The 24,380-nt window shown below is 64.8% G+C and carries 21 protein-coding genes; 4 read left to right on the top strand and 17 right to left on the bottom strand.

The annotated features are described in order from the left end of the window. The 7 genes from BJ6T_RS17655 to BJ6T_RS17625 are packed head-to-tail and all read right to left on the bottom strand — an operon-like array spanning position 1 to position 5,885. Positions 1–915 (bottom strand): type II secretion system minor pseudopilin, encoded by a 915-nt coding sequence (locus BJ6T_RS17655; RefSeq protein ID WP_014493812.1) that lies wholly within the window; start codon positions 913–915, stop codon positions 1–3. After that, entirely contained in the window at positions 912–1,646 is a 735-nt protein-coding gene (locus BJ6T_RS17650; protein WP_014493811.1) for a hypothetical protein, read from the bottom strand. Before BJ6T_RS17650 ends, BJ6T_RS17655 begins: the two co-directional genes overlap by 4 nt. Continuing rightward, positions 1,643–2,047: a type IV pilus modification PilV family protein gene (locus BJ6T_RS17645; protein WP_240537981.1), complete on the bottom strand. Its 405-nt coding sequence runs from the start codon at positions 2,045–2,047 to the stop codon at positions 1,643–1,645. The genes BJ6T_RS17650 and BJ6T_RS17645 overlap by 4 nt, the downstream gene beginning before the upstream one ends. Then, positions 2,016–2,540 carry a prepilin-type N-terminal cleavage/methylation domain-containing protein gene (locus tag BJ6T_RS17640; protein ID WP_014493809.1) on the bottom strand — a complete coding sequence of 175 codons (525 nt, stop codon included), beginning with the start codon at positions 2,538–2,540 and terminating at the stop codon, positions 2,016–2,018. Before BJ6T_RS17640 ends, BJ6T_RS17645 begins: the two co-directional genes overlap by 32 nt. Further along, complete coding sequence (gene gspG / locus BJ6T_RS17635) at positions 2,503–2,958, bottom strand: type II secretion system major pseudopilin GspG (RefSeq protein ID WP_014493808.1); 456 nt, start codon at positions 2,956–2,958, stop codon at positions 2,503–2,505. Before gspG ends, BJ6T_RS17640 begins: the two co-directional genes overlap by 38 nt. 23 nt (positions 2,959–2,981) lie before the next feature. After that, positions 2,982–4,193 carry a type II secretion system F family protein gene (locus BJ6T_RS17630; RefSeq protein WP_014493807.1) on the bottom strand — a complete coding sequence of 404 codons (1,212 nt, stop codon included), beginning with the start codon at positions 4,191–4,193 and terminating at the stop codon, positions 2,982–2,984. Between the two features lie 3 nt (positions 4,194–4,196). Then, the gene (locus tag BJ6T_RS17625) at positions 4,197–5,885 is read right to left on the bottom strand and encodes a GspE/PulE family protein (RefSeq protein WP_202556874.1); all 1,689 of its coding nucleotides are present in this window, start codon (positions 5,883–5,885) and stop codon (positions 4,197–4,199) included. A gap of 236 nt (positions 5,886–6,121) precedes the next feature. Between BJ6T_RS17625 and gspD the strand changes: the two genes are divergently transcribed. Together gspD and BJ6T_RS17615 are read left to right on the top strand one after the other, a co-directional pair. Continuing rightward, the gene (gspD, locus tag BJ6T_RS17620; protein ID WP_014493805.1) at positions 6,122–8,401 is read left to right on the top strand and encodes a type II secretion system secretin GspD; all 2,280 of its coding nucleotides are present in this window, start codon (positions 6,122–6,124) and stop codon (positions 8,399–8,401) included. Between the two features lie 167 nt (positions 8,402–8,568). Next, positions 8,569–9,105, top strand: a complete 537-nt coding sequence (locus BJ6T_RS17615) for a prepilin peptidase (RefSeq protein WP_202556875.1) — start codon at positions 8,569–8,571, stop codon at positions 9,103–9,105. Positions 9,106–9,238: 133 nt separating this feature from the next. Here the strand turns inward: BJ6T_RS17615 and BJ6T_RS17610 are convergent, their stop codons facing one another. Together BJ6T_RS17610 and BJ6T_RS43660 are read right to left on the bottom strand one after the other, a co-directional pair. Continuing rightward, positions 9,239–9,700: a tetratricopeptide repeat protein gene (locus BJ6T_RS17610; protein WP_014493803.1), complete on the bottom strand. Its 462-nt coding sequence runs from the start codon at positions 9,698–9,700 to the stop codon at positions 9,239–9,241. A gap of 161 nt (positions 9,701–9,861) precedes the next feature. Continuing rightward, positions 9,862–12,594 (bottom strand): CARDB domain-containing protein, encoded by a 2,733-nt coding sequence (locus tag BJ6T_RS43660; protein ID WP_014493802.1) that lies wholly within the window; start codon positions 12,592–12,594, stop codon positions 9,862–9,864. A gap of 201 nt (positions 12,595–12,795) precedes the next feature. On the opposite strand from BJ6T_RS43660, the gene BJ6T_RS17600 reads away from it, so the two are divergent. Further along, positions 12,796–13,122, top strand: a complete 327-nt coding sequence (locus BJ6T_RS17600; protein WP_028170539.1) for a hypothetical protein — start codon at positions 12,796–12,798, stop codon at positions 13,120–13,122. Between the two features lie 130 nt (positions 13,123–13,252). After that, positions 13,253–14,446 (top strand): CaiB/BaiF CoA transferase family protein, encoded by a 1,194-nt coding sequence (locus BJ6T_RS17595; RefSeq protein ID WP_028170538.1) that lies wholly within the window; start codon positions 13,253–13,255, stop codon positions 14,444–14,446. A gap of 509 nt (positions 14,447–14,955) precedes the next feature. On the opposite strand, the gene BJ6T_RS17585 is transcribed toward BJ6T_RS17595, so the two are convergent. The 8 genes from BJ6T_RS17585 to BJ6T_RS17550 all read right to left on the bottom strand — a co-directional run bounded on the left by BJ6T_RS17585 (position 14,956) and on the right by BJ6T_RS17550 (position 24,355). Beyond that, positions 14,956–15,897 (bottom strand): hypothetical protein, encoded by a 942-nt coding sequence (locus BJ6T_RS17585; protein ID WP_043900211.1) that lies wholly within the window; start codon positions 15,895–15,897, stop codon positions 14,956–14,958. 255 nt (positions 15,898–16,152) lie between these two features. After that, entirely contained in the window at positions 16,153–17,667 is a 1,515-nt protein-coding gene (locus BJ6T_RS17580) for a tripartite tricarboxylate transporter permease (protein ID WP_014493798.1), read from the bottom strand. Between the two features lie 9 nt (positions 17,668–17,676). Further along, positions 17,677–18,219, bottom strand: a complete 543-nt coding sequence (locus tag BJ6T_RS17575) for a tripartite tricarboxylate transporter TctB family protein (protein ID WP_028156588.1) — start codon at positions 18,217–18,219, stop codon at positions 17,677–17,679. A 156-nt stretch (positions 18,220–18,375) separates the two neighbouring features. Next, entirely contained in the window at positions 18,376–19,350 is a 975-nt protein-coding gene (locus BJ6T_RS17570; protein ID WP_014493796.1) for a Bug family tripartite tricarboxylate transporter substrate binding protein, read from the bottom strand. A gap of 296 nt (positions 19,351–19,646) precedes the next feature. Further along, the gene (locus BJ6T_RS17565; protein WP_014493795.1) at positions 19,647–20,444 is read right to left on the bottom strand and encodes an enoyl-CoA hydratase/isomerase family protein; all 798 of its coding nucleotides are present in this window, start codon (positions 20,442–20,444) and stop codon (positions 19,647–19,649) included. Positions 20,445–20,485: 41 nt separating this feature from the next. Continuing rightward, on the bottom strand, positions 20,486–21,685 hold the full coding sequence (locus BJ6T_RS17560) for a pyridoxal-phosphate-dependent aminotransferase family protein (protein ID WP_014493794.1): 1,200 nt from the start codon (positions 21,683–21,685) through the stop codon (positions 20,486–20,488). A 126-nt stretch (positions 21,686–21,811) separates the two neighbouring features. After that, complete coding sequence (locus tag BJ6T_RS17555; protein ID WP_014493793.1) at positions 21,812–23,095, bottom strand: MFS transporter; 1,284 nt, start codon at positions 23,093–23,095, stop codon at positions 21,812–21,814. Between the two features lie 57 nt (positions 23,096–23,152). Continuing rightward, on the bottom strand, positions 23,153–24,355 hold the full coding sequence (locus tag BJ6T_RS17550) for a pyridoxal-phosphate-dependent aminotransferase family protein (RefSeq protein ID WP_014493792.1): 1,203 nt from the start codon (positions 24,353–24,355) through the stop codon (positions 23,153–23,155). Positions 24,356–24,380 lie beyond the last annotated feature (25 nt).

The following is a 24,380-nucleotide window of genomic DNA, read 5'->3' as shown; positions in this document are numbered from 1 at the left end:
TCACAGAGGCTTTCCGGCGGAGCCGTCGAAGTCGTTGTGCCACGACAATACACGATACGGCTCATCGCCGCTTTCGAGAAGGAGGATGACGATCTCGGCCGAGCTCTGCCGGTGCGAAGGCGCCTCCACGGCCACTGTGAGCCGGTACGCCTTCGCGCCCTCGATTGTCGCAGCGCCGCCACCGGCGAGCCCAACCAGGGAGCGCGGGTCGATGTTGGGATCGGTGCGGTCGCGCAAGACCTGTTGCAGCGTCTGCGGCGTCATGCCCGGCAGCGCCGCCACCACCTGCGGCGCGGCGTCGAGCACGTTCACCGTCCGCATGTTGCTGAACACGGTGACGAAGGGCAGCACACGCTCGACCACGGCGGGCGGGATGCCGCGCACGAGCCAGAGCTCGTCGCTGTGCGGAAACGGCGCATGGCGCGGCAGATAGGAGGCGCCCAGCGTGCGGTAGTAGGAATCCTCCGGATTGTCCTGGCCGGGCTCCGTCGACGACCGCCAGGCGACGATACGGTCGGCATAGACGGGCGCATTGTCCGCGGAAACACCCAGCGCCGTCATCAGGCCCGCGAGGATCGGCTTCGGCGCCATGTTGAGGTCGATGCGTGCCGCCTCCGAGCGGAACGTGACGCTCACCCGGCCGGCCCCGACACGGGCGTTGAAGGTGCCGCTGGTCGGACGCGTGGCCTCGTTCTGCGCCGTCAGCCGGTAGGCTGCGAGCTCGAGGCCGGCGTTCACCAGCGCGTCAGTCTGCAGCCGGTCTGCGTTGACCGCGACCGTGACCGCGGTATTGGTGACATAGGTCAGGTAGATCAGCGCGAGCGCGGCCAGCGCCGCCAGCATCCAGAGCACCACGACGACGATGAAGCCGCGGTCATCGCGAAGCGCGCCGCCGTGATGCCTCGCGCCGCTCATAGCTGTTGCTCCTCCTTCTGCGCCTGTTGCGGCCGGTTCTGCGACGCCACGCAAGTCGCCGGATTCTTGGCCCGCGCACATTCCGCCGCCGCCGTGATGTGCGGAACCACCGCAGCCGAGACCGCCAGCACCTGCCCGGTGGCGCCGTCGCGCACGGTGATGCGGATGCGGTCCGGCAGTTGCGGCTGGCCCCGCCAGATCGGCTGCCACTGCCCGTCCGGTCCGGCATAGGAGAAGCTCACCCGGAACGGCGCGCGGATCAGCACGACTTGGTCGACGAAGCGGATCTGCCCGTCGGTCGGCATCGGCTGGAACGGCGCGCGCTCCCGCACCAGCGCGAGCCCCTGCGCATCGGCCTTCTCGATCAGGCGGATGAATTCGAGTCCCGGACGCGCGCTCGGACCGAGCGCGGTGCGCAAAAAGGTCACCGACAATTCGGCGCCGTCGAACAGCGGCGCCCTCGCGTCGCCGTTGACCGGCACGTGCTCGGCGACCGACAGGTCGGCGACGATGCGGTCGAGTCCGGTGGCGAGGCGCTCGGCCCGCTGCACGCGGGCGATGCCGCGATTCCAGTTCGGCAGCCATTGCGCCGTCACCGTCGCCAGCGCCGCCAGGATGACGGTCATGAGCAGCGTCGCGAGCAGCACTTCGAGCAGGGTAAAGCCGGCCTCATCGGCGAGCGCGCGGCGCAGGCGTTTCATCGCCGGCCCCCTCATCGCGAAGCCCTTCATTGCGATCCCCTGGGCACCAGCTTCACCGTCGTGATCTGGATCGCACTGCCGTCGGCGCGCTGGAGGCGCAGATTGACCGCCATCGGCACGAAGCGATCGGTGGCGGGATTGCCGCCCGCCACGTTCATCGGCGCGATATCAACGCGCCAGTGGCTGCCGGCGAGTTCGCCGCTCTGTCGGCCGGGCTTCAGCAATCCGCGCGCCGGCAGGTCCGCAAGCAGCCGCTCGGCCGTGCCTGATAGCACCAGATGCTGGTCGATCGAGCGGGTGCCCTTCGCCGTCGTGGCGATGACCGAGCCGATCGTCCCGAGCACGACCGCGATGATCGCGAGCGCGACCAGCGCCTCGATCAGGGTGAAGCCGGCGGCGTCAGAGCAGCTTCTGCGGGACAATCTCGACACCTCCGGTCAGCCAGTTGACGCGCACTTCATAACCCATCCCCGGCCGCGCCAGCGCGATCGTCCCGCCGCACGACATGCCCGACGGAAAGAAGTCGATCGACCGCCCCGTCGCGCGATCGGCGCAACGCGACGCCAGCGTCGCCTGCATGACCACGTCGCCCGGCAGGCGGATGGTCCGCCCGGTGACGCCGGAACGGATCGCGCGCCCCTCCGCGTCCACCTGCGTCACCACCCTCACCTGGCGGCGCAGCGCCGCGTTGCGATCGGCTTTCAGCAGTGCCGCGGTCTCGACCGCGTAGCTCTCGAGCCTCGCGCGCGTCGTCGTGCGCGGAATCGCCGGCATGATGATCGCTGCGAGCAGGCCGATGATCGCGAGTACGCACAGGATCTCGATCAGCGCGAAGCCTTGCGCGTTGAAGCCCTGTGCGTTGAAGTCTTGCGCCTCGCGAAGACCTTCAGCGCGCGCCGCTGGCGATGTCGGCTGCCGTTCCACTGCCGCCTTCCTGACCGTCCGATCCGAGCGAGATGATCTCGTAGGGCGCGCTCGCGCCCGGCGAGCGATAGACGTAGACGTGGCCCCAGGGATCGTTCGGCACCACGCCGCCACGCAGGTACGGCCCGTTCCAGCCGGCCTGATTGTTGGTGCGCGTCAGTCCCGCAAGGCCCTCATTGGAGGTCGGATAGCGGCCGACATCGAGATAATAGAGATCGAGCGCGCTGGAGAAGCTCTCGATCTGGATCTTTGCGGCCTTCGCCTTGGACTCGCTGAGATAGTTCAGCACCCGCGGGCCGACCAGCGCCATGATCATCCCGATGATGGTGATGACCACCAGCATCTCGACCAGGGTGAAGCCAGCCTCCCCTCGCCGCGCGCGCCGCCGGCCGCGCCTAAACGACGGATGTTTGCTCACTTCGAACCCCTCCCATTACCTGCTTATCCGACAATCTGGCTCACCGACATCAGCGCCGTCATCACCGACGTGATCAGGCCGCCGACGACGAGCGAGATCGCGATGATTGCCGCCGGCCCGGCGACGCCGACCGCGCGATCGAGCGTTCGCTGCAGCTTGGTCTCGTAGAATTCGGCGACCCGGCCCGACAGCATCGGCAATTGCCCGGTCTCGTCGCCCAACCTCAGCATGCGCACCGCCATCGGCGGCAGCGCCTCCGTCTCGGCCAGTGCGTCGGAGAGTTTTGAACCATGCCGAACCCGGTCGGCGGCGTCGCTCCAGACCGCGGACGGGCCGGTCGTCGCCATCATGTCAATCAGGATGCGCAGCGTGACGGTGAGATTGACGCCGCTGCCGAGCAGCAGGCCGAGATTGCGGCAGAACAGCGCCGTGCGGTACGCACGCATCACGTTGCGGATCGCCGGCAGCCGTGTGATCGCATTGGTGAGGCCGCGGCGGACGCGCTCCTGCCGGAGCAAGAGCCAAATGGCGGCGATGGTGGCCGCAAGGCCGGCGAGCACCGCATCGGAATTGCCGCGCAGAAAGGTCGAGATGTTGAGGAAGATCCCGACGATCGGATCGACCTTGGCGCCGAAATCCTGCAACACGCTGGCGAACTGCGGCAGCACGAAGGTGAGGAAGAACAGCAGCACGCAGCCGGCCGCGCCGAGCACGAACAGCGGATAGCGGATCGCATCCGACAACCGGCGCCGCAATGCCTCGCTGCGCGAGCGTTCGCCGGCCAGCACCTCCAGCACCTGATCCAGCGAGCCCGAGGCCTCGCCGACCCGCACCAGCGCGATATACATCGGCGGAAACAGCCCCTCGTGTCGCGCCAGCGCCTCGGCAAAGCTCTCGCCCGCGACGACGCGCGATCGGATGTCGGCGACGACGGGGCGCAGCCGGCCGAGATCGGGATCGGTCGCGAGCAGCTCCAGTCCGTCATTGATGCGGGCGCCGGCGCGCAGCAGCAGCGCGAGATCGCGGGTGAGGATCGTGACGTCTTCCGGCTTCGGCCTGTTGAAGAGGCTGAGCACACCGCCGGTCGCGCCGCCCTCTTCCGGCGTGACGTTGTCGACCAGCACCAGACCGAGCTGCTCGATCTGCTGCGCGACGTCGCCCGGCCCGGGCGCGGCGATGGCGCCGGAGACCAGCTCGCCGTTGGCATTGAGCGCGCGGTAGCGATAGTTCGGCATGCCCTAGCGCACCGTCGTGACGCGGAAGACTTCGGGGACCGTCGTCAGCCCGGCCCGGCATTTGGCGACCGCATCCTCCAGCATCGTCGTCATGCCGCCGCGCATCGCGGCGGCATCGATCGAATGGGAGTCGGTCTGCGGGCCGATCAGCGTGCGCACCTCGTCGGACATCTCCAGGATCTCGAACACGCCGTTGCGCCCGCGATAGCCGGTGCCGCCGCAGCGTTCGCAGCCGCCGGCCTCGTGCACGACCTCGCCGCACTTGAATCCGATCACCGCAAAGCGCGGGTCCTTGGCGAGATCGGCCTCGGTCAGCGTGTGCGGCACCTTGCAGCGGTCGCAGAGCATGCGTACCAGGCGCTGCGCGACCACCGCGCGCAGCGTGGACTTGAGCAGGAAGCCCTCGATGCCGAGATCGATCAGGCGCGGCACGGCGGCGGCCGCGGTCTCGGTGTGCAGCGTCGTCAGCACGAGATGGCCGGTCAGCGCGGCATGGATCGCGATATGAGCGGTCTCGGCGTCGCGGACCTCGCCGACCATGATGACGTCGGGGTCCTGGCGCACGAAGGCGCGCATGGCGGAGGCGAAGGTCAGTCCGATCGACGGCTTGACCTGGGACTGGTTGATGCCGGGGATCTCGTATTCGACGGGATCCTCGATGGTCAGGATCTTGCGCGTCGGTTCGTTGAGGATCGACAGCATGGTGGCGAGCGTCGTGGTCTTGCCGCTGCCGGTCGGGCCGGTGATCACTATCATGCCGTGCGGCATCGCGAGCAGCCGCGTCATCGCCCTCTCGTCGTGCGCGGCAAGGCCGAGCTTGCCCATTTCCAGCAGGCCGCGGTCGCGCGGCAGCAGGCGGATGACGGCGCTCTCGCCATGCTGCGTCGGCATGGTCGCGACGCGGACGTCGATCTCGCCGCGCCCGACGCGCACGCGCGCGGCGCCGTCCTGCGGCAGCCGCCGTTCCGCGATGTTGAGGCTGGCGAGAATCTTGATGCGCGAGATCAGCGCCTGCGGCGGAATGCCGTGCGGCGACGGCAGCGCGCGCAACAGGCCATCCACGCGCATGCGCACCGTGAGCCCGGCGCGGAACGGCTCGACATGAATGTCGCTGGCGCGCAATTCCACCGCACGCTCGAGGAGATCGTTGAGCGCGCGCACCACCGGCGCACCGCTGGCGAGATCGCGCAGGCTCTCGATGTCGTCGTCGGACTGCTGCGCGATGCTGCGCACGCCGTCCTCGGCCTTCGCATCGCCCGCCTCGGTGCGCTGATCGAGTACCGTCGTAATGTCCTCATATGACGCCACGACGACATCGACCGGCGTTCCGAAGACGATTTCGGCCGCGCGAATGGCAGCGGTGTCGGAAGGATCGGCAACAGCCAATCTGAAAACGTCACTCGTCGCACTGAAGGGAAAGATCGTGGATTCACGCAGGAAACGGCGCGAAAAGCCGTCGAGACGAGGTGTAGCCGCGAGCAGTTGCGGAAGGCTCAGCCGCGGCAGTGCAAAATAGTCGGATACTTCATCGGCGAAATCGGCCGCGGAAAGGTCGGTGGCCTCCCACAATTCGCGCAAGGGGCGCGTAATCGCGGGATTGGCTGACTTGTCCACATGGGCGTGCGCCCGCAGCGGCAGTGAATATTTTTCCAGGAGGTGCTGCCGGAAGCTATCCGCGGAGCGGTCGCGCATCGCATTCACAGCGTTGACCTTGTTACCTGAATGCAACAACTTCGGCGAGTTATGGAAGGCCCTTTGCCCCTTGACTTATTTGTTAGCAAAAACATAATCGCCGCGCAAATTCTTGCGCATCCGAACCGAGGGGGGGCGGATGCAATTTCCAATCAGCTAGCGGCGGGCGTATTTTGTTCGAAGTGGTCCAGCCGCTTTTGCGCCACCGCTCAGCGTTGACTGGAACGATCGTTCTGTTGTCGTCCGCTTTCCTGCTTGCCGCCTGCATCGTCACGGCCGACCAGTCGATCGAAGCCGATCCAAAGGATCCGCGCGCCCAGGACATCGCCGACAAGATCCGCTCCCTCGATCTCCAGCCGCGACAACCTGCGGATGCAGGCGCGGGCGGCATTGCCCAAGCCAAATCGCCGAGGCCGGCAATCTACCTCAGCGACGGTGCAACGCCGCAAGGCGGCGCGCTTGCCGAACGCGACGAGTCCGGCGGCAGCGGCTACGACCTCAATTTCGAGAACGCGCCCGTGGCGACCGTCGCTAAGGTCATCCTCGGCGACGTGCTCAATGTCGGCTATACGATCGATCCACGCGTGCAGGGGACCGTCACGCTTGCCTCGGTGCGGCCCGTACCCAAGGCGGACGCGCTCTACGTGCTGGAAAACGCGCTGCGCATGTCGGGCGTCGCATTGGTGCGCGACCGTACCGGATATCGCCTGCTGCCGGCGCCGGAAGCCGGTCCCGGCGGCGTCGATCGCTCGACCAACGCCGCGGCGGGCCAGGGCATCACGGTGGTGCCGCTGCGCTACGTCTCGGCCCAGAACATCTTCAAGCTGCTCGATGCCTTCGGCGTGAAGGCCTCGACCATGCGGCCCGACAGCGCCCGCAACACGCTGATCGTCAGCGGCAGCGGCGCCGACCGCGCCACCGCGGTCGACACCATTCTGTCCTTTGACGCCGACTGGATGCGCGGACAATCCGTCGGCATCTTCCCGGTCCGCAACTCCTCGCCCGAACCCGTGATCACCGAGATCGAGAAGATCATGGATTCGGGCGAAGGCGGCATGAGCCAGAACGTGATCAAGTTTCAGCCGATCTCGCGGCTCAACTCGATCCTCGTGGTGAGCCAGAAGCCGGAATATCTCAAGCGCGCGCAGACCTGGATCGCGCGGCTCGACCGCTCCGACACCGAGGGCGTGAACCTGAAATCCTATCCGTTGCGCTACGGCAATTCCAAGCTGGTCGTGACGATGCTGAACGACATGCTGTTCAGCCAGAGCGCGACGAGCGGCTCGACACTCGACAGCGCATCGAGCCAGCTCGCGCCCGGCGCGGGCATTTCGACCTCGTCATCCGGCAATCCGGTGGCGTCGCTGAGCGCGCTGCCGACCGCCGGCGCCGGCGCCGCAACGCCGGTCACCGCGCCTCCGGGATCGGCGCTCGGCGCCCGGTCCGCTCCGGCCGCGTCCGCAATGTCGACTCAGGACAACGGCTCTGGCAGCCTTTCGGGCGGCGGGGCGAGGCCCGGCATCAATGGCATCCTCCAGAATGTGCGGATCACCGCCGACGTCACCAACAACGCCGTGCTCGTCTACGCCAATCAGGAGGCGCAGCGCATCGTCGAGCAGACCATCCGGCAGATCGACCGGCCGCAGCGCCAGATCGCGATCGAGGCGACGATCGCCGAGGTGACGCTGAACGACCAGTTGAACTACGGCGTACAGTTCTTCCTCGCCAGCAAGCAGGGCTCGATCTCCAACACCATCTCGGGCATCAGCAATTCGAGCACGATCGGCAGCAATATCGAGGGCACGAGCAACGCCGTCAACGCCGCAGCCGGCGCCCTGCTCGGCCGCGCATTGCCGGGCTTCAACTTCCTGATCGGCGCCGAGAACTCGCCGCGCGTCGTGCTCGATGCGCTGCACGGCGTCACCAATGTCAAGGTGCTGTCGAATCCGTCTCTGGTTGTGCTGGACAACCAGTCGGCGACCCTGCAGGTCGGCGACCAGGTGCCGTTCTCGACCGGCACGGCGACCGTGCTGACCGCCAACAACACCGTGGTCAACACCATCGACTACAAGAACACCGGCATCATCCTGCGCGTGCTGCCGCGCGCCAACGCCAACGGCAATGTCGTACTCGACATCGAGCAGGAGATCTCGAGCGTCGCTGCCGGCAGTGCCAACTCGCTGACGCCGACGATCTCGCAGCGCCGCGTCAAGAGCTCGATTGCCGTGACCAGCGGCCAGACCGTGCTGCTCGCCGGCCTGATCAGCGAGACCGAGAACAGGCAGCGCCAGGGCATTCCGGTCCTCGATTCCATTCCCGGCGTGGGCGACGCGTTCTCGCACCAGACCAACACGCGCAACCGCACCGAGCTGATCCTGTTCATCCGCCCGACGGTGATCAAGGACGGTGTCGATGCCCATGTCATCGCCGAGGAGATGCGCAGCAAGATGAACAGCCGCCTGGTCGGAACCAGCAATCCCGTCGTCACCGTGAGTCCGCCCGGGGCGGCGCGCTAAAGCATGATCCGGAAAAGTGTGAATCGGTCTTCCGAAAAAGATCATGCTCAAACCAAGGAGCCAAAGCGCGATGACGATTGGTTTAAATCTCATCGCGCTTTAGCGGCGTGACGGATCAGGCTGTGCCCGAGGGGACGGGCCCTGCGCTCGTGCTCAGCATCGCCCTAATGCTGGGTGTTTTCGCAAGTCTCGTCACGGCACCGGGCGCGGAGGGCCTGTACGGCGCCTATCTCGCCGCCCTGATGCTCGCGATCGCAGCGAACGATGCCCGCCACTACCTCATTCCGAATGAGCTGACGGCGGCGGCGTTCGCACTCGCCTTGCTCCGCGCCGGCGCGTTCGTGCCTGATATCGGCGTCGAGGCCCTGCTTTGGCCCGTGGCCCGCGCGGCCGCCGTGGCGCTGCCGCTCCTGCTCCTGATGGCGTTCTATCGGCGCTGGCGCGGCCGCGACGGGCTCGGGCTCGGCGACGTCAAGCTCGCCGCGGTCTGCGGCGCCTGGCTCGATCTCGCGACCGTGGTCGCAGTGATCGAGCTTGCGGCGCTGGCTGCGATCGCCGCCTATCTCGCCAATGCCGCCCTGAGAAAGGAGCGGCTTCGCGGCACGGCCTTCCTGCCGTTCGGGCTGTTCCTCGCCCCCGCAATCTGGGTCGGTTGGCTGGGCGAAAGCTGGTACACCAACTGGCTCGGCGGCTGGCCGGGCTAAAGCCCGATGATGTCAGGATAAATCGTCATCCTGGCGCAGGCGCGAGGCGCCGCGCCGGCGGTCCTCGTCTACTGTGCATGGGGTTGTTTTCGACTTTTTTATTTGCGGTCGCAGAGGGCAAGGCGCCAGAAGGTCAGTGCTCGCGGCTCGGCGCCCATTCCAGCGCCCGCAGGCGGGCCTGGGCGATCTCCCCGCGCGTCATCTTGGTGGTGACGGCGTCACGGATCCGGGCCCGTGCCTCGCGCGCCGGCGGCGGCGCGGCCGCCGTCGACAGGTTCAGCCATTTGGAGGCTTCCACGATGTTCTGCGGCACGCCCTGGCCGCGGTCGTAGAGCAGGCCCAGCGAATATTGGGCGCGGCTGTCGCCCTGCTCCGCCGCGCGGCGATACCACATCGCGGCTTCCGTATAGTTCTGCGGCACCCCGCGGCCGGTCTCGAACAGGAAGCCGAGATAGGTCTGCGCCCGCGCATTGCCGCGCTCGGCGAGCGGAATGAAGATGCGGGAGGCCGTCCCATAATCCTGGCGCTGGAACGCGGCGACGCCCTGGCGCAACGACTGGGCGTGAGCGGGCGCGGCGAGCACAAACGCAAGCAATACCCAAAGTCCTCGTCGCGCCGAGCCTCGCATCCGTCCCCGCAAAACCATCGGGCGAAGCCCCGATCAAGGGTCTTCATCTCACCCGTTCACCCGTCTGGGTCGCCAGACTAGTGTACGCACGCCGGAGAATCCAGAGCTGCAGTTCGACCGCGTATCGATCAGATCAGGTGAAAATCGCCGACATGGTGCTGCGCCATATCGGAGACGTTGTCGAACACGAAATGAGCGTCCGTCAGGTCCGTCAGTTGCTGGGTCCTGGCCGCCAGCACTGAGACCAGCTGCGCGAGTTGGGAATGTTCCGCCCAGTAGAGGCCGCCTTGCGCGTTGTCCGTCTGCGATAGCGCGAAATTGTCCTGAACATGCGTATGCCCGACAAGCAGAGCGCCGACCGAGCCAGCGTCTCCATTCGTCGCTGCCTGCGTCGACGACGGCGAAGCCGCTGGCGCATGCGACGTCGCCGAGCTGCCCGCGGCAGACACGGTAATCTGCAACGCGTTGTAGGTGTTGTTGGTCTCGTTGCTCTCGGTCAGCTGATTGTTGTAGTCGGAAATGCCGCCGACGTAATAGGTGCCAGGCGCCAGATTGCCGGACAGCGTCAAGGTGACCGTATGAAGATCGTAATAGCCGGGCTGGCTGACGGTGGCCAGCGTCGAGCCTGTCGTCAGCGTCGTGAGCAGCGTGTCCGACGTCGTGATCGTCGCGTCGGTCGAAAGATAGATTGCAGCCGTCGTCGGGCCCGCCACGGCGTTGCCGATGTTCATGTCGTAGGCATCGATCGTCAGGCCGCTCCCGGCGGCAACGGTGGTCTGGGACGAGACCAGATATTCGATCAGGTCAGGCTGCGGCGGCGCAGTCACCGTGACCTGCACCGCGTTGTAGGTGTTGTTGGTCTCGTTGCTCTCGGTCAGCTGATTGTTGTAATCGGAAATGCCGCCAATGTAGTAGGTGCCGGGTGCCAGATTGCCGGGCAGCGTCACACTGACCGTCTTTTGATCGTAGTAACCGGGCAGACTGACGGTGGCCAGCGTCGACGATGTCGTCAGCGTCGTGAGCAGCGTGTCCGACGTCGTGATCGTCGCGTCGGTCGAAATATAGATTGCAGCCGTCGTGGGGCCTGCCACGGCGTTGCCGATATTCATGTTGTAGGCATCGATCGTCAGGCTGCTCCCGGCGGCAACGGTCGTCTTGTCCACGGCTACATATTCGATCAGGTCAGGATGGCCCGGCGCCGTCACGGTAATCTGGACCGCATTGTAGGTGTTGTTGGTCTCGTCGCGCTCGCTGAGCTGGTTGTTGTAGTCGCCGATACCACCGATGTAGTAGGTGCCAGGCGCCACATTGCCGGGGAGCGCGACGATGATCGTCTGATGGTCGTAATAGCCGGGCTGACTTACCGTCGCGAGGGTCATCGAGGTCGACACCGTCGCAAGCAGCGTATCCGATGTGGTGATTGTCGCGTCGGTGGAGAGATAGATGCCCGCGACGGACGGCCCTGCCACTGCGTCACCGAGATTCATGTTGTAGGCATCGACCGTCACATTACCTCCGGCCGGTACGGAGCTCTGGCTGACAGTTACGAATTCGGACAGGTCGGGCTTGGGAGGCCCCATCAGGACGGAGCTTGCCACCACGCCATCGGCGAACTGGAACGATTCGACGCCGGTCACCGTGTCGGTGCCGTCGGGAGAACCGGAGCGCTGATCAACCACGGTAAAGGTCTGCGTGACCGCACTGTAGGCTATCGCGTAATTCGCCCTGTTGCCCGAATACACCGTCATATCGGTACCGGCGCCGCCAATAATGGTGTCGTTGCCGCCGCCGCCAGTGATCGTATCGTTGCCGGCGCCGCCGTTCAGCACGTTGGCGATGGCGTTGCCGATGATCGTATCGTTGCCGGAGCCGCCGGTGGCATTATCGATGTAGGAGCGCGCGTCGTTGTTGTAGAGATAGGCGTTGTAGACGTTGCCTGAGGCGTAATGGTCGTAGCCGAGATTTTGGTTGTCGCCGAGATTGGCCCGTTGCACGGTTGAAAACAGCGACGTCGCGCCGGGATTGAGATTGATGCTCAGATTCGTCGTGTAGTTGGACAGATCATAGGTATCGATGCCGCCGCCGTCCCATATCGTCTCGTAGATGCGGTTGGCCGAGTTGCCGGCGCCGCCGCCCGGCGCGAGTTGCCCGACACCGTTGATGAACTCCTGACCCGTGGTGGGATTCCAGGAGTAGACGGTGTTCCCGCCCTGGGTCGCATAGTTCGCGCCGTACATCGTCTGGAGCGCGAGGATATCGTTGGCCATGTAGGTCTGCGGATATCCGTAAGCCTCGTTGCTGTAGCCGGCGGTCGTCGAGGCGCCGACATAGCTGCGATAGCTCATGATGGTGTATTCGCTGTCGTCATGCGCGCTCGGCACCGCGATGTTGGCGGGACCGCCCGTCTCCTGGCTGTGCTTGAGACCGAGAGCGTGGCCGAGCTCATGCATCGCTGTCGTGAAATAATAATTGCCGAGCTTGGCGAGCGAGTAATTGTATTGGGTCCCGAACCAGACGTCGCCGCCGGCCGCATAGTCGCCCGGATAGTAGGCGTAGGAGGTCGGGGGCTTCGATGACTGCGCGATCATGATGTCCGCGCCGTCGGTCCCCACGTACTGGATGCTGGCGTTGGTGTAGCCGAGGATCAGTCCGATCGCGTAGTTGATCGCCGACTGCATCGCGCTTGGCGCCGCGGCGAAGCCAGACGATGTCGGCTCACTGTTGCCGCCGTAATAAGGATTGGAGTAGTCGCTGGCCGAGTCGGGAAAGCTATAGGTGATCGTGCCGGTCCACTTGTAGCCCGACAGCAAGCCGTCAATATCGGCGTTGTTGGTTGCACCAACGGTAACAGAATTAGCCAATGGACTCTCCGGAGCAACGGATCACGCGATTCGCGGACGAAGGCGCGAGATTCTAGCTTGAGAGTTATATGTTTGGTTAAAATTCGGCAGCGGCTTCCGGCCCCCTTTCATAGGGCCGTATTAGCCATCAAATCAAGTAGGGGCACGGGCCGAGGGCAGGGATTCAGGTCCCGCCGGCGGGTATGGTCTGTAAAGGAAATCATGAAACCAGGCCTATTTTCAGTCGGTCTCGTCGGGGTCATGGCGGTGTTCGCCGGGCCGGATCGTCTGCCCATCGGAGAACAGCCCGCCATGGTCGGGAAAGCCAATGCAGACGATGGCGGCAAGGACAAAGGCAATGAAAGCGGTAAGGCGGGACCCGCCCCCTCCATGCCTATGGCCCGGGACCCTGCGGCGACGGTCACCCGGGAATACGAGACCGCACGTCAGAAGGGAACCAGGGAGGCGTTCGAGCTCTTCATTGCGCGCCACGGCGATGACCCGCTCGCCGCGCAGGCACGCGACGAGCTGAAGCGCCTGCCGCGCTGATCCCTTCCTGCAACGCAGCAAGCAGCACCAAGCACTGCATTTCGACAGGCGGCATCCGCGCACGCGCAGACTTGCCGCATGATGTTTCGGCACTATGGTGACTCCGCAATCTGACCCGGAGCCTTTCACGATGCCCTTTCCGCATGCCTCGGAAGCCCTGTCGCGCTTCACCGTGCTCGATCTGACCCGTGTCCGGTCCGGGCCCACCTGCGTGCGGCAGCTCGCGGACTGGGGCGCCAATGTCGTCAAGATCGACGCGCTGACCGAGGATTCCGGCGGCGAGCAGCCGGGCGGGCCGCGGCGGGGGTCCGATTTCCAGAACTTGCATCGCAACAAGCGGGCGATGACGCTGAACCTGAAGGACGAGCGCGGGCTCGCCGTGTTCAAGCGCCTCGCCGCCAAGGCCGACGTCGTGGTCGAGAATTTCCGTCCCGACGTGAAGAAGAAGCTCGGCATCGACTATGAGAGCCTGCGCGAGATCAATCCGCGCATCGTCTATGGCAGCATCTCCGGCTTCGGCCAGGATGGCCCCTACCACAAGCGGCCGGGCTTCGATCAGATCGCCCAGGGCATGGGCGGACTGATGTCGATCACCGGTGCGCCGGGCGAAGGGCCGATGCGGGTCGGCATTCCCGTCGCCGACCTCACGGCCGGCCTGTTCTGCGCCATGGGCATCCTCACCGCGCTGCTCGAGCGCGAGGTCTCCGGCAAGGGACAGTGGGTGCAGACCTCGCTGCTGCAGGCGCAGATTTTCATGCTCGACTTCCAGGCCGCGCGCTGGCTGATGGAGAAGGAAGTCGCCAAGCAGGCCGGCAACAACCATCCGACCAGCATCCCGACCGGCGTGTTCAAGACCTCGGACGGCTACATCAACATCGCCACCACCGGCGGACGGATCTGGGAGCGTTGCGCGCAGGCGATCGGCGCGCCGGAGCTCTACAGCCATCCCGATTATGCGACCGCGCCGGCCCGCTCCAAGAACCGCGACGCGCTCAACGCCGAGATCGAAAAGCGCACGGTGACGAAGTCGACCGAGACCTGGGTCCGCGAGTTCAACGACGCCGGCGTGCCCTGCGGACCGATCTACGCCATCGACCAGATGTTCGAAGACGCGCAGGTCAAACATCTCGGCATCGCGCAGGACGTACCGAACGACGAGGACCGCCACATTCGACTGGTCGGCCAACCCGTCACGCTGTCGCGCACGCCGAGCAAGATGGTGGCGCGGCCGCCGGAATTCGGCGAGCAGACCGACGAGATCTTGAAGGAGTTCGGCCTCAGCGCAGATGAGATCGCGACGCTCCGGAGCGCCAAGGTGGTGTGAAAGAACGGCCGCGTCTCGACGGCCGGCCTTTCGGATCCGGATCGCCGCGGTGATCACCATCGGCCGCGCATTGACGCGCTTACGCAACAATTAAATCTTGCGCAAACCGTCGAAGCGCGTGCCGACATAGCGGCCGGCAGCATCGACGACACGACAAAGCTCTCCGCCGTCATGGTAGAGCAGCACGACCTGGCTCCCGCCTCGAACTGTCCGGTCGGTGGGTCACGACGAAATAACGAAAGCCCGGCGACACCGCCGGGCTTTCGATTCATCGTCACCGAGATCACGAGGACCACCGCAGATACTGCGCCAGACCAGAGATGCGCTCAGCAGATTTTCGCCAGCTTCGCTCTCCAGATTTGAACGGCGGCAGCTCAGGTCCTCATCGAGCCGGCTCAACGCGGCGGCCCGCATCGCGCCGGGACGGAAAACATTGCAAATACCAAAAGCCCCGGCGAGCCGGGGCTTTTGCATTTCACGTCATCGCTGAGCCGATGCGACTCTCGCTCTTACTGCAATCCGGTCGGATTGGTCGTGCTACCGATTGGCGTGATCGTTCCGCCGGCACCGTTGTTCGTGAAGCGATTGTTCGAATGCGAGCTGACCGTGCCGGACACGCCGGTGCTGTTGAACGAAAGATCGTTATTGGACAGGTTGACCGATCCGCCGACTTGCTTGACGCCGATCGTGTTGAACGAAATCGTCGTGGTGTCAATGTTGATGCCGCCGCCCGAGATGGCAATACCGGCAACCGAATTGCTTGACACGACCGAATTGCTGAGGTGAACGGCGGCGCCGGCGCCCACGCCGACACCGCTGGCCGCGTTGATCACCTTGACGTTGCTGAGCGTCGCCTTGATCAAGCCCGCAGCCGCGCTTGCAATCGTAAAGCCGCTGCCTCCCATATCCCGAATCGTGGTGTTCACGACGTTCAGCGTTCCATTGGTCCGCTGATCGGCAATGCCTGTGCCGGGCGAGCCGAAATTGCCGTTGATCAGGCAGTCCTCGATGTTGACGAAGCTCCCGGCCCCCGCACCAAAGATACGAATCCCGGTAAGGCCGGTGTCGAATCCCTGCAGGTTGAGGTTGCGGAGGTTCACCGTCTTGCGGACGTCGGTTCCCGCGAAGGAATCAAATGCGACGTTGATGCCGTTCGTTAAGGCGTTGAGAATCGAACCGTACACCTCGTGGCAGTCAATGGTGATCGACTTCGTGATGGTCACGGCGCCGAAGCCGCCAGGATCAAGACAATTGATCTCACCGTTCACCGCTGTCTTCGAAATCGCGCCGGCGAAGGTCTTGCAAGGCGCCGTCCTGCTGCACGGATTGACGTCATCGCCAACACCCGACACCCAAGTGCGGCTCGCTTGAGCGCTGGCGGGACTCGTCAGGAGCGAAAGTGCGATGATTGCCCCGGCGATTACAAAAGGCAGCCCACATAACCTCTTCATTTCCGTCTCCAACTAAAAAAATGATTGCAATAGATCGTTCGGCGTCATGAGCCGAAGATCAATTCCGACGCAACAAAGAACAACAACCTGCAATTGTTAGCCATATCACACCCTCGCGAGCGGCAATAGTCGTGGAATGCACTATTCCCCACATCGCGATTGATTCGGAAGCAAAACTGCACCCGGCGACACGGGCTTTGAACTTTATCGGACTTACGCGACACCTATCCCAATGGGGTTTCCAATCCGCTTGGCTCAAGCGACAGGCTTCGTCTGTCGCGGCCATCCGACGCAGCGCAGCAAGCGGTCGATCGCAGGCCAAAACAACAGCACAATCGCCAAGGTTGTGATCGAGCCGACGAGGCCGTTCGACCAGAACACCTTGAGGTTGCCGCCGGACCCGATCATGGAGAGGCGGAAGGCATCCTCGGCGCGGTTGCCGAGCACGAGCGCCAGGGTGAACGGCGCGAGCGGGATGCCGATCTTCTTGAAAACGTAGCCGACCACGCCGAAGCCCAGCATTAGCCAGATGTCGAACATCGCGTTCTGGATCGCATAGGCGCCGATCGCGCAGGACACCACGATCATCGGCGCGACCGCGGCGAACGGCACCCGCAGGATCGAGGCGAAGATCGGCACCGTCGTCAGCACCAGCACGAGGCCGACGACATTGCCGAGATACATTGAGGCGATCAGGCCCCAGACGAAGTCCTTGTGCTCCACGAACAGCAGCGGACCCGGATTGAGTCCCCACACCATCAACCCGCCGAGCAGGATCGCTGCCGTGCCGGAACCGGGAATGCCGAGCGCCAGCATCGGCAGCAGCGCCGAGGTGCCGGAGGCATGCGCCGCCGTCTCCGGTGCGAACACGCCCTCGATGCGGCCCTTGCCAAAGCTCTCGGGATCGTTGGCGAAGCGTTTTGCGAGGTTGTAACCCATGAAGGAAGCCGCGATCGCGCCCCCCGGGGTGATGCCGAGCCAGCAGCCGATGAAGGAGGAACGCAGCAGCGTCACCCAGTATTTCGGCAGGTCCTTCCAGACGCTCAGCACGACGCGGAGCGAGATGCTCGCCGCGTGTCCGCGCAGCGCCAGCCGCTCCTCCATCGTCAGCAGGATCTCGCTGATGCCGAACAGGCCGATCACGGCAACGAGGAAGTTGATGCCGCGCAAGAGCTCGGCCGAGCCGAAGGTCATGCGCAGCTGGCCGGACACGGTATCCATGCCGACGCCGGCGAGCAGAAGGCCGAGCGACATCGAGATGACCGTCTTGTGCTTGGCCTCGCGCCCCAATCCGACGAAGGAGCAGAAGGTCAACAGATAAACAGCGAAGAACTCGGGGGGACCGAACTTCAACGCAAAGGACGAGATCATCGGCGCGAGGAAGGTGATCAGCAGCACCGCGACCAGCGAGCCGATGAAGGAGGACGTGAACGCCGCGGTCAGCGCCTCCGCCGCCCTGCCCTGCTGCGCCATCGGATAACCGTCGAACGTGGTCGCGACCGACCAGGCCTCGCCGGGGATGTTGAACAGGATCGAGGTGATGGCGCCGCCGAACAGCGCGCCCCAGTAGATGCAGGACAGCATCACGATCGCCGAGGTCGGATCCATCGTGAAGGTGAGCGGCAGCAGGATCGCAACGCCGTTGGGGCCGCCGAGCCCGGGCAGCACGCCGACGAAGATGCCGAGCACCAGCCCGACCATCATCAGCACGAGCGTCTTCCACGTCAGCAGGACGGCGAAGCCATGAAGCAAGAGACCGAAAGCTTCCATCGTGAGCGCCTAGTAGCCGAAGGCCGCTTCGAGCGGCCCTTTCGGCATGATGACGTCGAAGGCGATGTCGAAGGTGATGAACATGATCGCCGTGAACAGGAGGGCAGTGAGCAGCGACTTCCACAGCGCGATCTTGCCGACGAGCCGCATGAAGCCCGCGATCAGGAGGAAGCTCGCGACGTAGAGGCCGAGGAACTGCATCACCAGGCAGAACAGCAGCGTCGGCACGAACACCGCCATCACACGGCGCGCTTGCGCACGCGTGACGAAGCTTTCGGATGCCGCGCGGTGCGCCACGAAGGCCGCAATCAGGCCATAGAGGCTGCCGCCACCGAGGATGACGGAGAGATAGAACGGGAAATAGCCGGGCTCCGGCCCGGTCGAATCCCAGGAGGCGCCGGTGCGCCAATTGTCATAGCCGAGCGTTGCGGCCAACGCGAGCAACAGCAGGCAGACGAATATCTCGATCGTGCCGGAGGAGACGACGGAGGGTGAGTCGTCTTCAGGCGCGGTCGGATCGTCGACGACGATTTCAAGATCGGTTTGGGACATGCTCCGCCAGATCAAGTTGCGCTGTCATCATCCGCCTTGTGCGCAATTGCGCACTGGGGCGGATGATCCAGTACTCCGTGCAGAAGCCGTCTTTCGTCGAATTCTGTGCAATACTGGATGCCCCGCCTTCGCGGGGGCATGACATGGAGGGTGTGATTACTTCGCGACGAATCCGGCTTCCGTCATCAGCGACTTGTTGGTGGCGTCGTCCTCCTCGAGGAATTGCACCATGTCCTTGCCGGTGAGGAAGATCGGCTTCAGCGCCTGCTTTTCCATGTAGTCCTTGTATTCCGCGGTCTGCGTCACCTTGTGGAACAGATCGACATAGAACGCCTGCTGCTCCGGCGTGACCTTGCCGGGCAGGAACATCGCGCGCAGCATCAGATACTGGACGTCGACGCCCTCCTCCTTGCAGGTCGGGATGTCGGCCCAGGATTGCGTGTCCGTCACCTTGCTGGTGTAGGAAATGCGCTCCTTGTCGAACACGCAGAGCGGACGCACCTGGCCGGCACGCCAGACTTCGAGATTTTCGCTCGGATTGTTGACGTTGGATTCAGTGTGGTTGCCGACGAGCTGGGTGGCGGCCTCGCCGCCGGACTTGTAGGGCAGATAGGAGAATTTCGCGCCGGTCTTCTGCTCGAGGAAGACGGTCAGCACGTGATCCTCGCGCTTGGAGCCGGTGCCGCCCATCTTGAACGGCGAACTCGCCGCCTTCGCGGCCGCGACGAATTCCTTCACCGTCTTCGGACCTGCGCTGTTGTCCCACAGTACGAACTGGTCTAGCGCGATCACCGAGACCGGCGTCAGCTCGCGCCAGTTGAACGGGATCTTCGCCGACAGCGGCAGCATGTAGATCAGCGAATAGGCGATCAGCACCTTGTTCGGGTCGCCTTCGCTGGACTTCATGTACATCAGCGCTTCCGCGCCCGAGGCGCCGCCCTTGAGCGAGACGACGATCGGCTGCTTCATCAGATTGTTCTTCTGAATGGCGGCCTGCATCATCCGCGCCATCTGGTCGGAGGCGCCGCCCGCGCCGGCGGCCACCACGATCTCGACGGGTTTGGTCGGCTCCCAGCCAGCAAAAGCCGGCGCGCCACAAAGCGCGGCGGCCAGCGTGATTGCGGCCTTCATTCCATATCTCACGCGCATCTTCCCTATGTTCTTGTTTGGATTGGCAATTCGCGAAGTAAGGCGAGTTGCATTGTGCGGGCGAACGCCGGCCAGTTCAAGCCGCCCGGCGCCGCTTCACTTATGACTTTGGAATGAGATGGATGGCAAGCGAACCCGCCGACAAAACGCGAGCCGTTGCAGCGCGCAGCCTCACAACGGTTGAGCAACGTCCTGAAGGCGAGAATCTATGTCTGCCGTGTCGGCGATTGCACTGAGACAGGCGTTTGCCTAGGCACCGCACAAGACCTAGGCCTGCGCTACTTGCCCTTCCAGTTCGGTGTACGCTTGTTGAGAAAGGCGTCCATGCCCTCGCGGAAATCTTCGCTCATATAGGCCTTGAGGATCAGGTCCTCGCCCTCTTCGCGCGACAGCGTGCGGCGGATGCGGCGCACCGCCTCCTTGGTCGCTTCCAGCGTGAGCGGCGCATGGCTTGCGACGAGCCTGGCGGTCTCGTCGGCACGGCGCTGCAGCGTCTCGACGTCGGGCACGACCTCGTTGAGCAGGCCGAGCGACAGCGCTTCCTGCGCCTCGACGAGGCGCGCCTTGAAGATCAGATCCTTGGTGCGGGCAGGTCCCACCAGCGAGACGACGCGGCTGATGTTCGACATCGACAGGCAGTTGCCGAGCGTGCGTGCGATCGGAAAGCCGATGCGCGTGGTTTCGGTACCGATGCGAAGGTCGCAGCAGGCCGCGATGCCGGCGCCGCCGCCGGTGCAGGCTCCCGCAATCGCCGCGATCACGGGCACACGGCACTGCTCGAGCGTGCCGAGCACGCGGTCGATGCGGGCCTCGTAGTCGAGCGCGTCCTGCGCGGTCTTGAAGGCGCGGAATTGGGAAATGTCGGTGCCCGAGGCGAACGCCTTGTCGCCGGCGCCAGTCAGGATCAGTGCCTTGATCGAGCGATCGGCGTTGATCTCCTGGCAGATCTCCGCCATGCGGTCATACATGGCGAAGGTCATTGCGTTACGCGCCTGGGGGCGGTTGAAGGTGATCCGCGCGATGCCGTCCTGGACGGAGTAGAGCAGGTCTTCGTTGGTCGTCGTCGGTGCGTTCATCGCGCGCTCACTTTCTAAGTTAGTTCAGGCCACCTGAGCCTTCAGGCCACCTGGGCCTTGGCCATCGGCACCGCGTCGCGTCCCTTCAGGACGTCCATGGCCGCCAATACGCCGCCGCTCCGGTGCGGAATCTTTGCAAGATCCAGGCCCATCTCGACGCCGGCGAGCGTGCCCATCAGCATCAGGTCGTTGAAATGGCCGATATGGCCGATGCGGAACACCTTGCCCTTGACCTTGTTCAGGCCCGTGCCGAGCGACATGTCGAAGTTTTCGAGCACCACCTTGCGGAAGGCGTCGGCGTCGTGTCCATCGGGCACGCGCACGCCGGTCAGCGCCGGCGAGTGTGCGGCGGGATCGGCGCACTGCGTCTCCAGGCCCCAGACCTTGACCGCGGCGCGGGTCGCGGCGCTGTGGCGCTTGTGGCGGGTCCAGACATTCTCCAGCCCCTCCTCTTCCAGCATCTTGACCGCTTCACGCAGGCCATAGAGCAGATTGGTCGCGGGCGTATAGGGGAAGGTGCCGAGCTTGTTGAAGGAGATGACCTCCTGCCAGTCCCAGTAGGAGCGCATGCCGGGGTTGGCCTTCGCCACCGCGAGCGCCTTCTCCGAGACGGCGTTGAAGCCGAGGCCCGGGGGCAGCATCAGGCCCTTCTGCGAGCCGGCGACCGAGACGTCGATGCCCCAGGCATCGTGCTCGTATTCCATCGAGCCGAGGCCGGAGATGGTGTCGACCATCAGGAGGGCCGGATGCCTGACGCGGTCGAGCAGCTTGCGCACCTCGAGCGGCGGCGTCACGCAGCCGGTCGAGGTCTCGTTGTGAACGACGCAGACCGCCTTGATCGTGTGCTGCTTGTCGGCGGCAAGGCGCTTCTCGATCTCGGCGAGGTCGGCGCCATGGCGCCAGTCGCTCGGGATGAAGTCGACGTCGAGCTTGAACTTGTCGGCGATGCCGCGCCACAGCACGGCGAACTGGCCGGTCTCGCACATCAAAACCTTGTCGCCGGGGGCGAACACGTTGACCATCGCCGCTTCCCAGGCACCGGTGCCGGACGAGGGGAAGATGATGACGGGGTGCTGGGTGCGGAACACCCGCTGCATCGAGGCGAGGACCGCAAAACCGAGCTCGGCGAACTCCGGACCGCGATGGTCCAGCGTCGGCATGTCCATCGCCCGCAGCACCCGGTCGGGCACGTTGGTCGGTCCTGGAATCTGTAAGAAATGCCTTCCAGTGTGCACGGTCATCGGCGTCCTTCCCGGTCTAGCCTTGGTTTTGATGGCCGCCGAATAGCACCATTTGACGGGCTTGTCCCCTCTCCTTAAGACGCCTCCCATGCATAAGCGGCGGGCCTCGCCCCGGCCGCGCTTCCCCTACTCCGCGGCCACCACCTTTCCGACCGGCAGGCGCCCCTCGGCTTCCGTAAACGGACGCTCCGGATGCATCAGGAAGGCGGAGAAGCCACCGAGCAACAGCAGCCCCATCGACATCAGGAACGGCAGGTACCAGTTGCCGGTCGCGTCGATCACGAAGCCGGCAACGAGCGGAGAGACGATGGCGGCGAAGGCCGAGCCGGTGTTCATGAGCCCCGAGGCGGTGCCGGAACATTTCGGGGCGATGTCCATCGGGATCGACCACATCGGGCCGATCACCAGCTCGGCGCAGAAGAAGCCGGCCGACAGGCACAGCGCGACGATCGTGATGTCGTGGACGAACAGGATTGGAAACAGCGAAAGCAGCGCGCCCGTAAATCCCGCAACGGTGACGCTCAGCCGCGCCAGGCGGACGTTGCCGGTGCGATCGAGGATCTTGTCCGAAAGCACGCCGCCGACGCTGTCGCCGACCACGCCGGCGAAGAACACGCCGGAGGCGAACAGCGCCGAGTTCTTGATGTCGAGATTGTAGTTGTTCTTGAAGAACAGCGGCAGCCAGTTGAGATAGAGCCACAGGCACCAGCCGTAGCAGAAATAGGTCAGCGTCACTGGCCACATGCGTCCGAGCAACGGCCCCCACGGAACGCCCGGCCGCTCGCCGGTCGGGCGCGGCGGCAGTGCGGCGAGCTCGGCCTCGGTGATGGAGGCGTGCTCCTTCGGCTCGTTGCGGAAGTACCAGACCCAGACGACGCCCCAGACCAGACTGACGAGACCGAGCACGACGAACGCGCCGCGCCAGGTCAGCCAGAGGATGAGCAGCGCCACCACCGGTGGCGTCACGGCGTTGCCGAGCCGGGCGAAGGAATGGGTCAGTCCCTGCGCAAAACCGCGGCGGTTCGCGGGCGTCCAGTATTGCATCGCGCGCGTTGCCGTCGGGAAGGTCGCGCCCTCGCCGAAGCCGAGCGCGAAGCGCGCAACGAACAGTGCGGCAAGACCGTTGACGAAGCCGGTCGAGATGGTCGCCGCCGCCCAGATCATGCCACACCAGAACAGGGTCTTGCGCGGCCCGAAACGATCGCCGACCCAGCCGCCGATCACCTGGAACAGCAGATAGGGATAGGCGAAGGCGGAGAACACGAGGCCAAGCTGGGTGTTCGACAGACCCAGCTCCTTCTGGATCTCGCTCGCGGCGGTGCCGATGTTCACCCGGTCGACATAGGTGATGAAATACATCGCGCAGAGCATCGCCAAGACGACATGCGTGGCCTTGAACCGAATTCCCATCTCCACCCTCCCTGACTGTACTGTTTTTTATGATTGGCCCTGCGTGTCCCGCGCGACCTAGGTGCCGACCACTTTCAGATGCGGCGAGGCATTGCCCTGCGGGCGCTGCTCCAGAAGCTTCATCGCGGCGTCGACGCCGCCGGAGCGATGCGGCACGCCCGCAACCGACAGGCCCATCTCCACGCCGGTGAGCGCACCGAGCAGCGTCAGCGCGTTGCATTCGCCGAGATGGCCGATGCGGAAGACTTTTCCGGCGACCTTCGACAGGCCCGAGCCGAGCGACATGTTGTAATTGTCGAGCACGATCTTGCGGAACTGATCGGCGTCGTGGCCCGGCGGCATCAACACCGCGGTGAGCACCGGCGAGAACTCCGAGGGTTCCTGGCAGAGGATCTCGAGGCCCCAGTGACTGACGGCGGCACGCGTCGCGGCAGCCAGCCGTTGATGGCGCGCGAACACGTTGTCGAGCCCCTCTTCGAGCAGCATCGCGATAGCCTCGCGCAGGCCGTAGAGCAGATTGGTCGCCGGCGTGTAGGGGAAGAAGCCGTTGGCGTTGGGCTTGAGCATCTCCTCCCAGTCGAAATAGGAGCGCGGCATCTTGTTGGTCTTCGCGGCTGCGCGCGCCTTCTCCGAGATCGCGTTGAAGCCGAGGCCGGGCGGCAGCATGAACCCCTTCTGCGAGCAGCTCACGCTGACATCGACCTTCCACTCGTCGTGGCGGTAGTCGACCGAGCCGAGCGAGGAGATGGTGTCGACCATCAGCAGCGCCGGATGCGCGGTGCGGTCGATCGCGGCGCGGATCTCGGCGATGCGGCTGGTTGCGCCGGTCGAGGTCTCGTTGTGCACGACCATGACAGCCTTGATCGCGCGTGCCTTGTCATCGGTGAGCTTCGCCTCGATCAATGCGGGATCGGCGCCGCGGCGCCAGTCACCGGGCACGAAGTCGACCTCGATGCCGAATCGTCCCGCCATCTGCCGCCACAGCGTGGCGAAATGGCCGGTCTCGACCATCAGCACCTTGTCGCCAGGCGATAGCGTGTTGACGATCGCGGCCTCCCAGGCGCCCGTCCCCGACGAGGGGAAGATCACGACCGGGCCCGCGGTTTGGAAAATTGTCTGGCTGCCCTCGAGAACGGCGCGGCCGAGCTCACCGAACTCGGCGCTCCGGTGGTCGATCACCGGCATGTCCATGGCGCGCAGGACGCGCTCTGGGACCGGGCTCGGGCCTGGAATCTGAAGGAAATGGCGTCCCTGGTGCATGAAAACCTCCTTGTCGGCGGACTCT

It is taken from the genome of Bradyrhizobium japonicum USDA 6, from assembly GCF_000284375.1.
Lineage (GTDB): Bacteria > Pseudomonadota > Alphaproteobacteria > Rhizobiales > Xanthobacteraceae > Bradyrhizobium > Bradyrhizobium japonicum.
This window is presented reverse-complemented; position numbering and strand designations above follow the sequence as displayed.

What these genes read in the sequence shown, in the direction of transcription:
- BJ6T_RS17655 (WP_014493812.1), bottom strand. Translation starts at nt 915, where the DNA reads ATGAGCGGCGCGAGGCATCACGGCGGCGCGCTTCGCGATGACCGCGGC.
- BJ6T_RS17650 (WP_014493811.1), bottom strand. Translation starts at nt 1,646, where the DNA reads ATGAAGGGCTTCGCGATGAGGGGGCCGGCGATGAAACGCCTGCGCCGC.
- BJ6T_RS17630 (WP_014493807.1), bottom strand. Translation starts at nt 4,193, where the DNA reads ATGCCGAACTATCGCTACCGCGCGCTCAATGCCAACGGCGAGCTGGTC.
- BJ6T_RS17625 (WP_202556874.1), bottom strand. Translation starts at nt 5,885, where the DNA reads ATGCGCGACCGCTCCGCGGATAGCTTCCGGCAGCACCTCCTGGAAAAA.
- BJ6T_RS17615 (WP_202556875.1), top strand. Translation starts at nt 8,569, where the DNA reads ATGCTGGGTGTTTTCGCAAGTCTCGTCACGGCACCGGGCGCGGAGGGC.
- BJ6T_RS17600 (WP_028170539.1), top strand. Translation starts at nt 12,796, where the DNA reads ATGAAACCAGGCCTATTTTCAGTCGGTCTCGTCGGGGTCATGGCGGTG.
- BJ6T_RS17595 (WP_028170538.1), top strand. Translation starts at nt 13,253, where the DNA reads ATGCCCTTTCCGCATGCCTCGGAAGCCCTGTCGCGCTTCACCGTGCTC.
- BJ6T_RS17585 (WP_043900211.1), bottom strand. Translation starts at nt 15,897, where the DNA reads ATGAAGAGGTTATGTGGGCTGCCTTTTGTAATCGCCGGGGCAATCATC.
- BJ6T_RS17580 (WP_014493798.1), bottom strand. Translation starts at nt 17,667, where the DNA reads ATGGAAGCTTTCGGTCTCTTGCTTCATGGCTTCGCCGTCCTGCTGACG.
- BJ6T_RS17575 (WP_028156588.1), bottom strand. Translation starts at nt 18,219, where the DNA reads ATGTCCCAAACCGATCTTGAAATCGTCGTCGACGATCCGACCGCGCCT.
- BJ6T_RS17570 (WP_014493796.1), bottom strand. Translation starts at nt 19,350, where the DNA reads ATGAAGGCCGCAATCACGCTGGCCGCCGCGCTTTGTGGCGCGCCGGCT.
- BJ6T_RS17565 (WP_014493795.1), bottom strand. Translation starts at nt 20,444, where the DNA reads ATGAACGCACCGACGACGACCAACGAAGACCTGCTCTACTCCGTCCAG.
- BJ6T_RS17560 (WP_014493794.1), bottom strand. Translation starts at nt 21,685, where the DNA reads ATGACCGTGCACACTGGAAGGCATTTCTTACAGATTCCAGGACCGACC.
- BJ6T_RS17555 (WP_014493793.1), bottom strand. Translation starts at nt 23,095, where the DNA reads ATGGGAATTCGGTTCAAGGCCACGCATGTCGTCTTGGCGATGCTCTGC.
- BJ6T_RS17550 (WP_014493792.1), bottom strand. Translation starts at nt 24,355, where the DNA reads ATGCACCAGGGACGCCATTTCCTTCAGATTCCAGGCCCGAGCCCGGTC.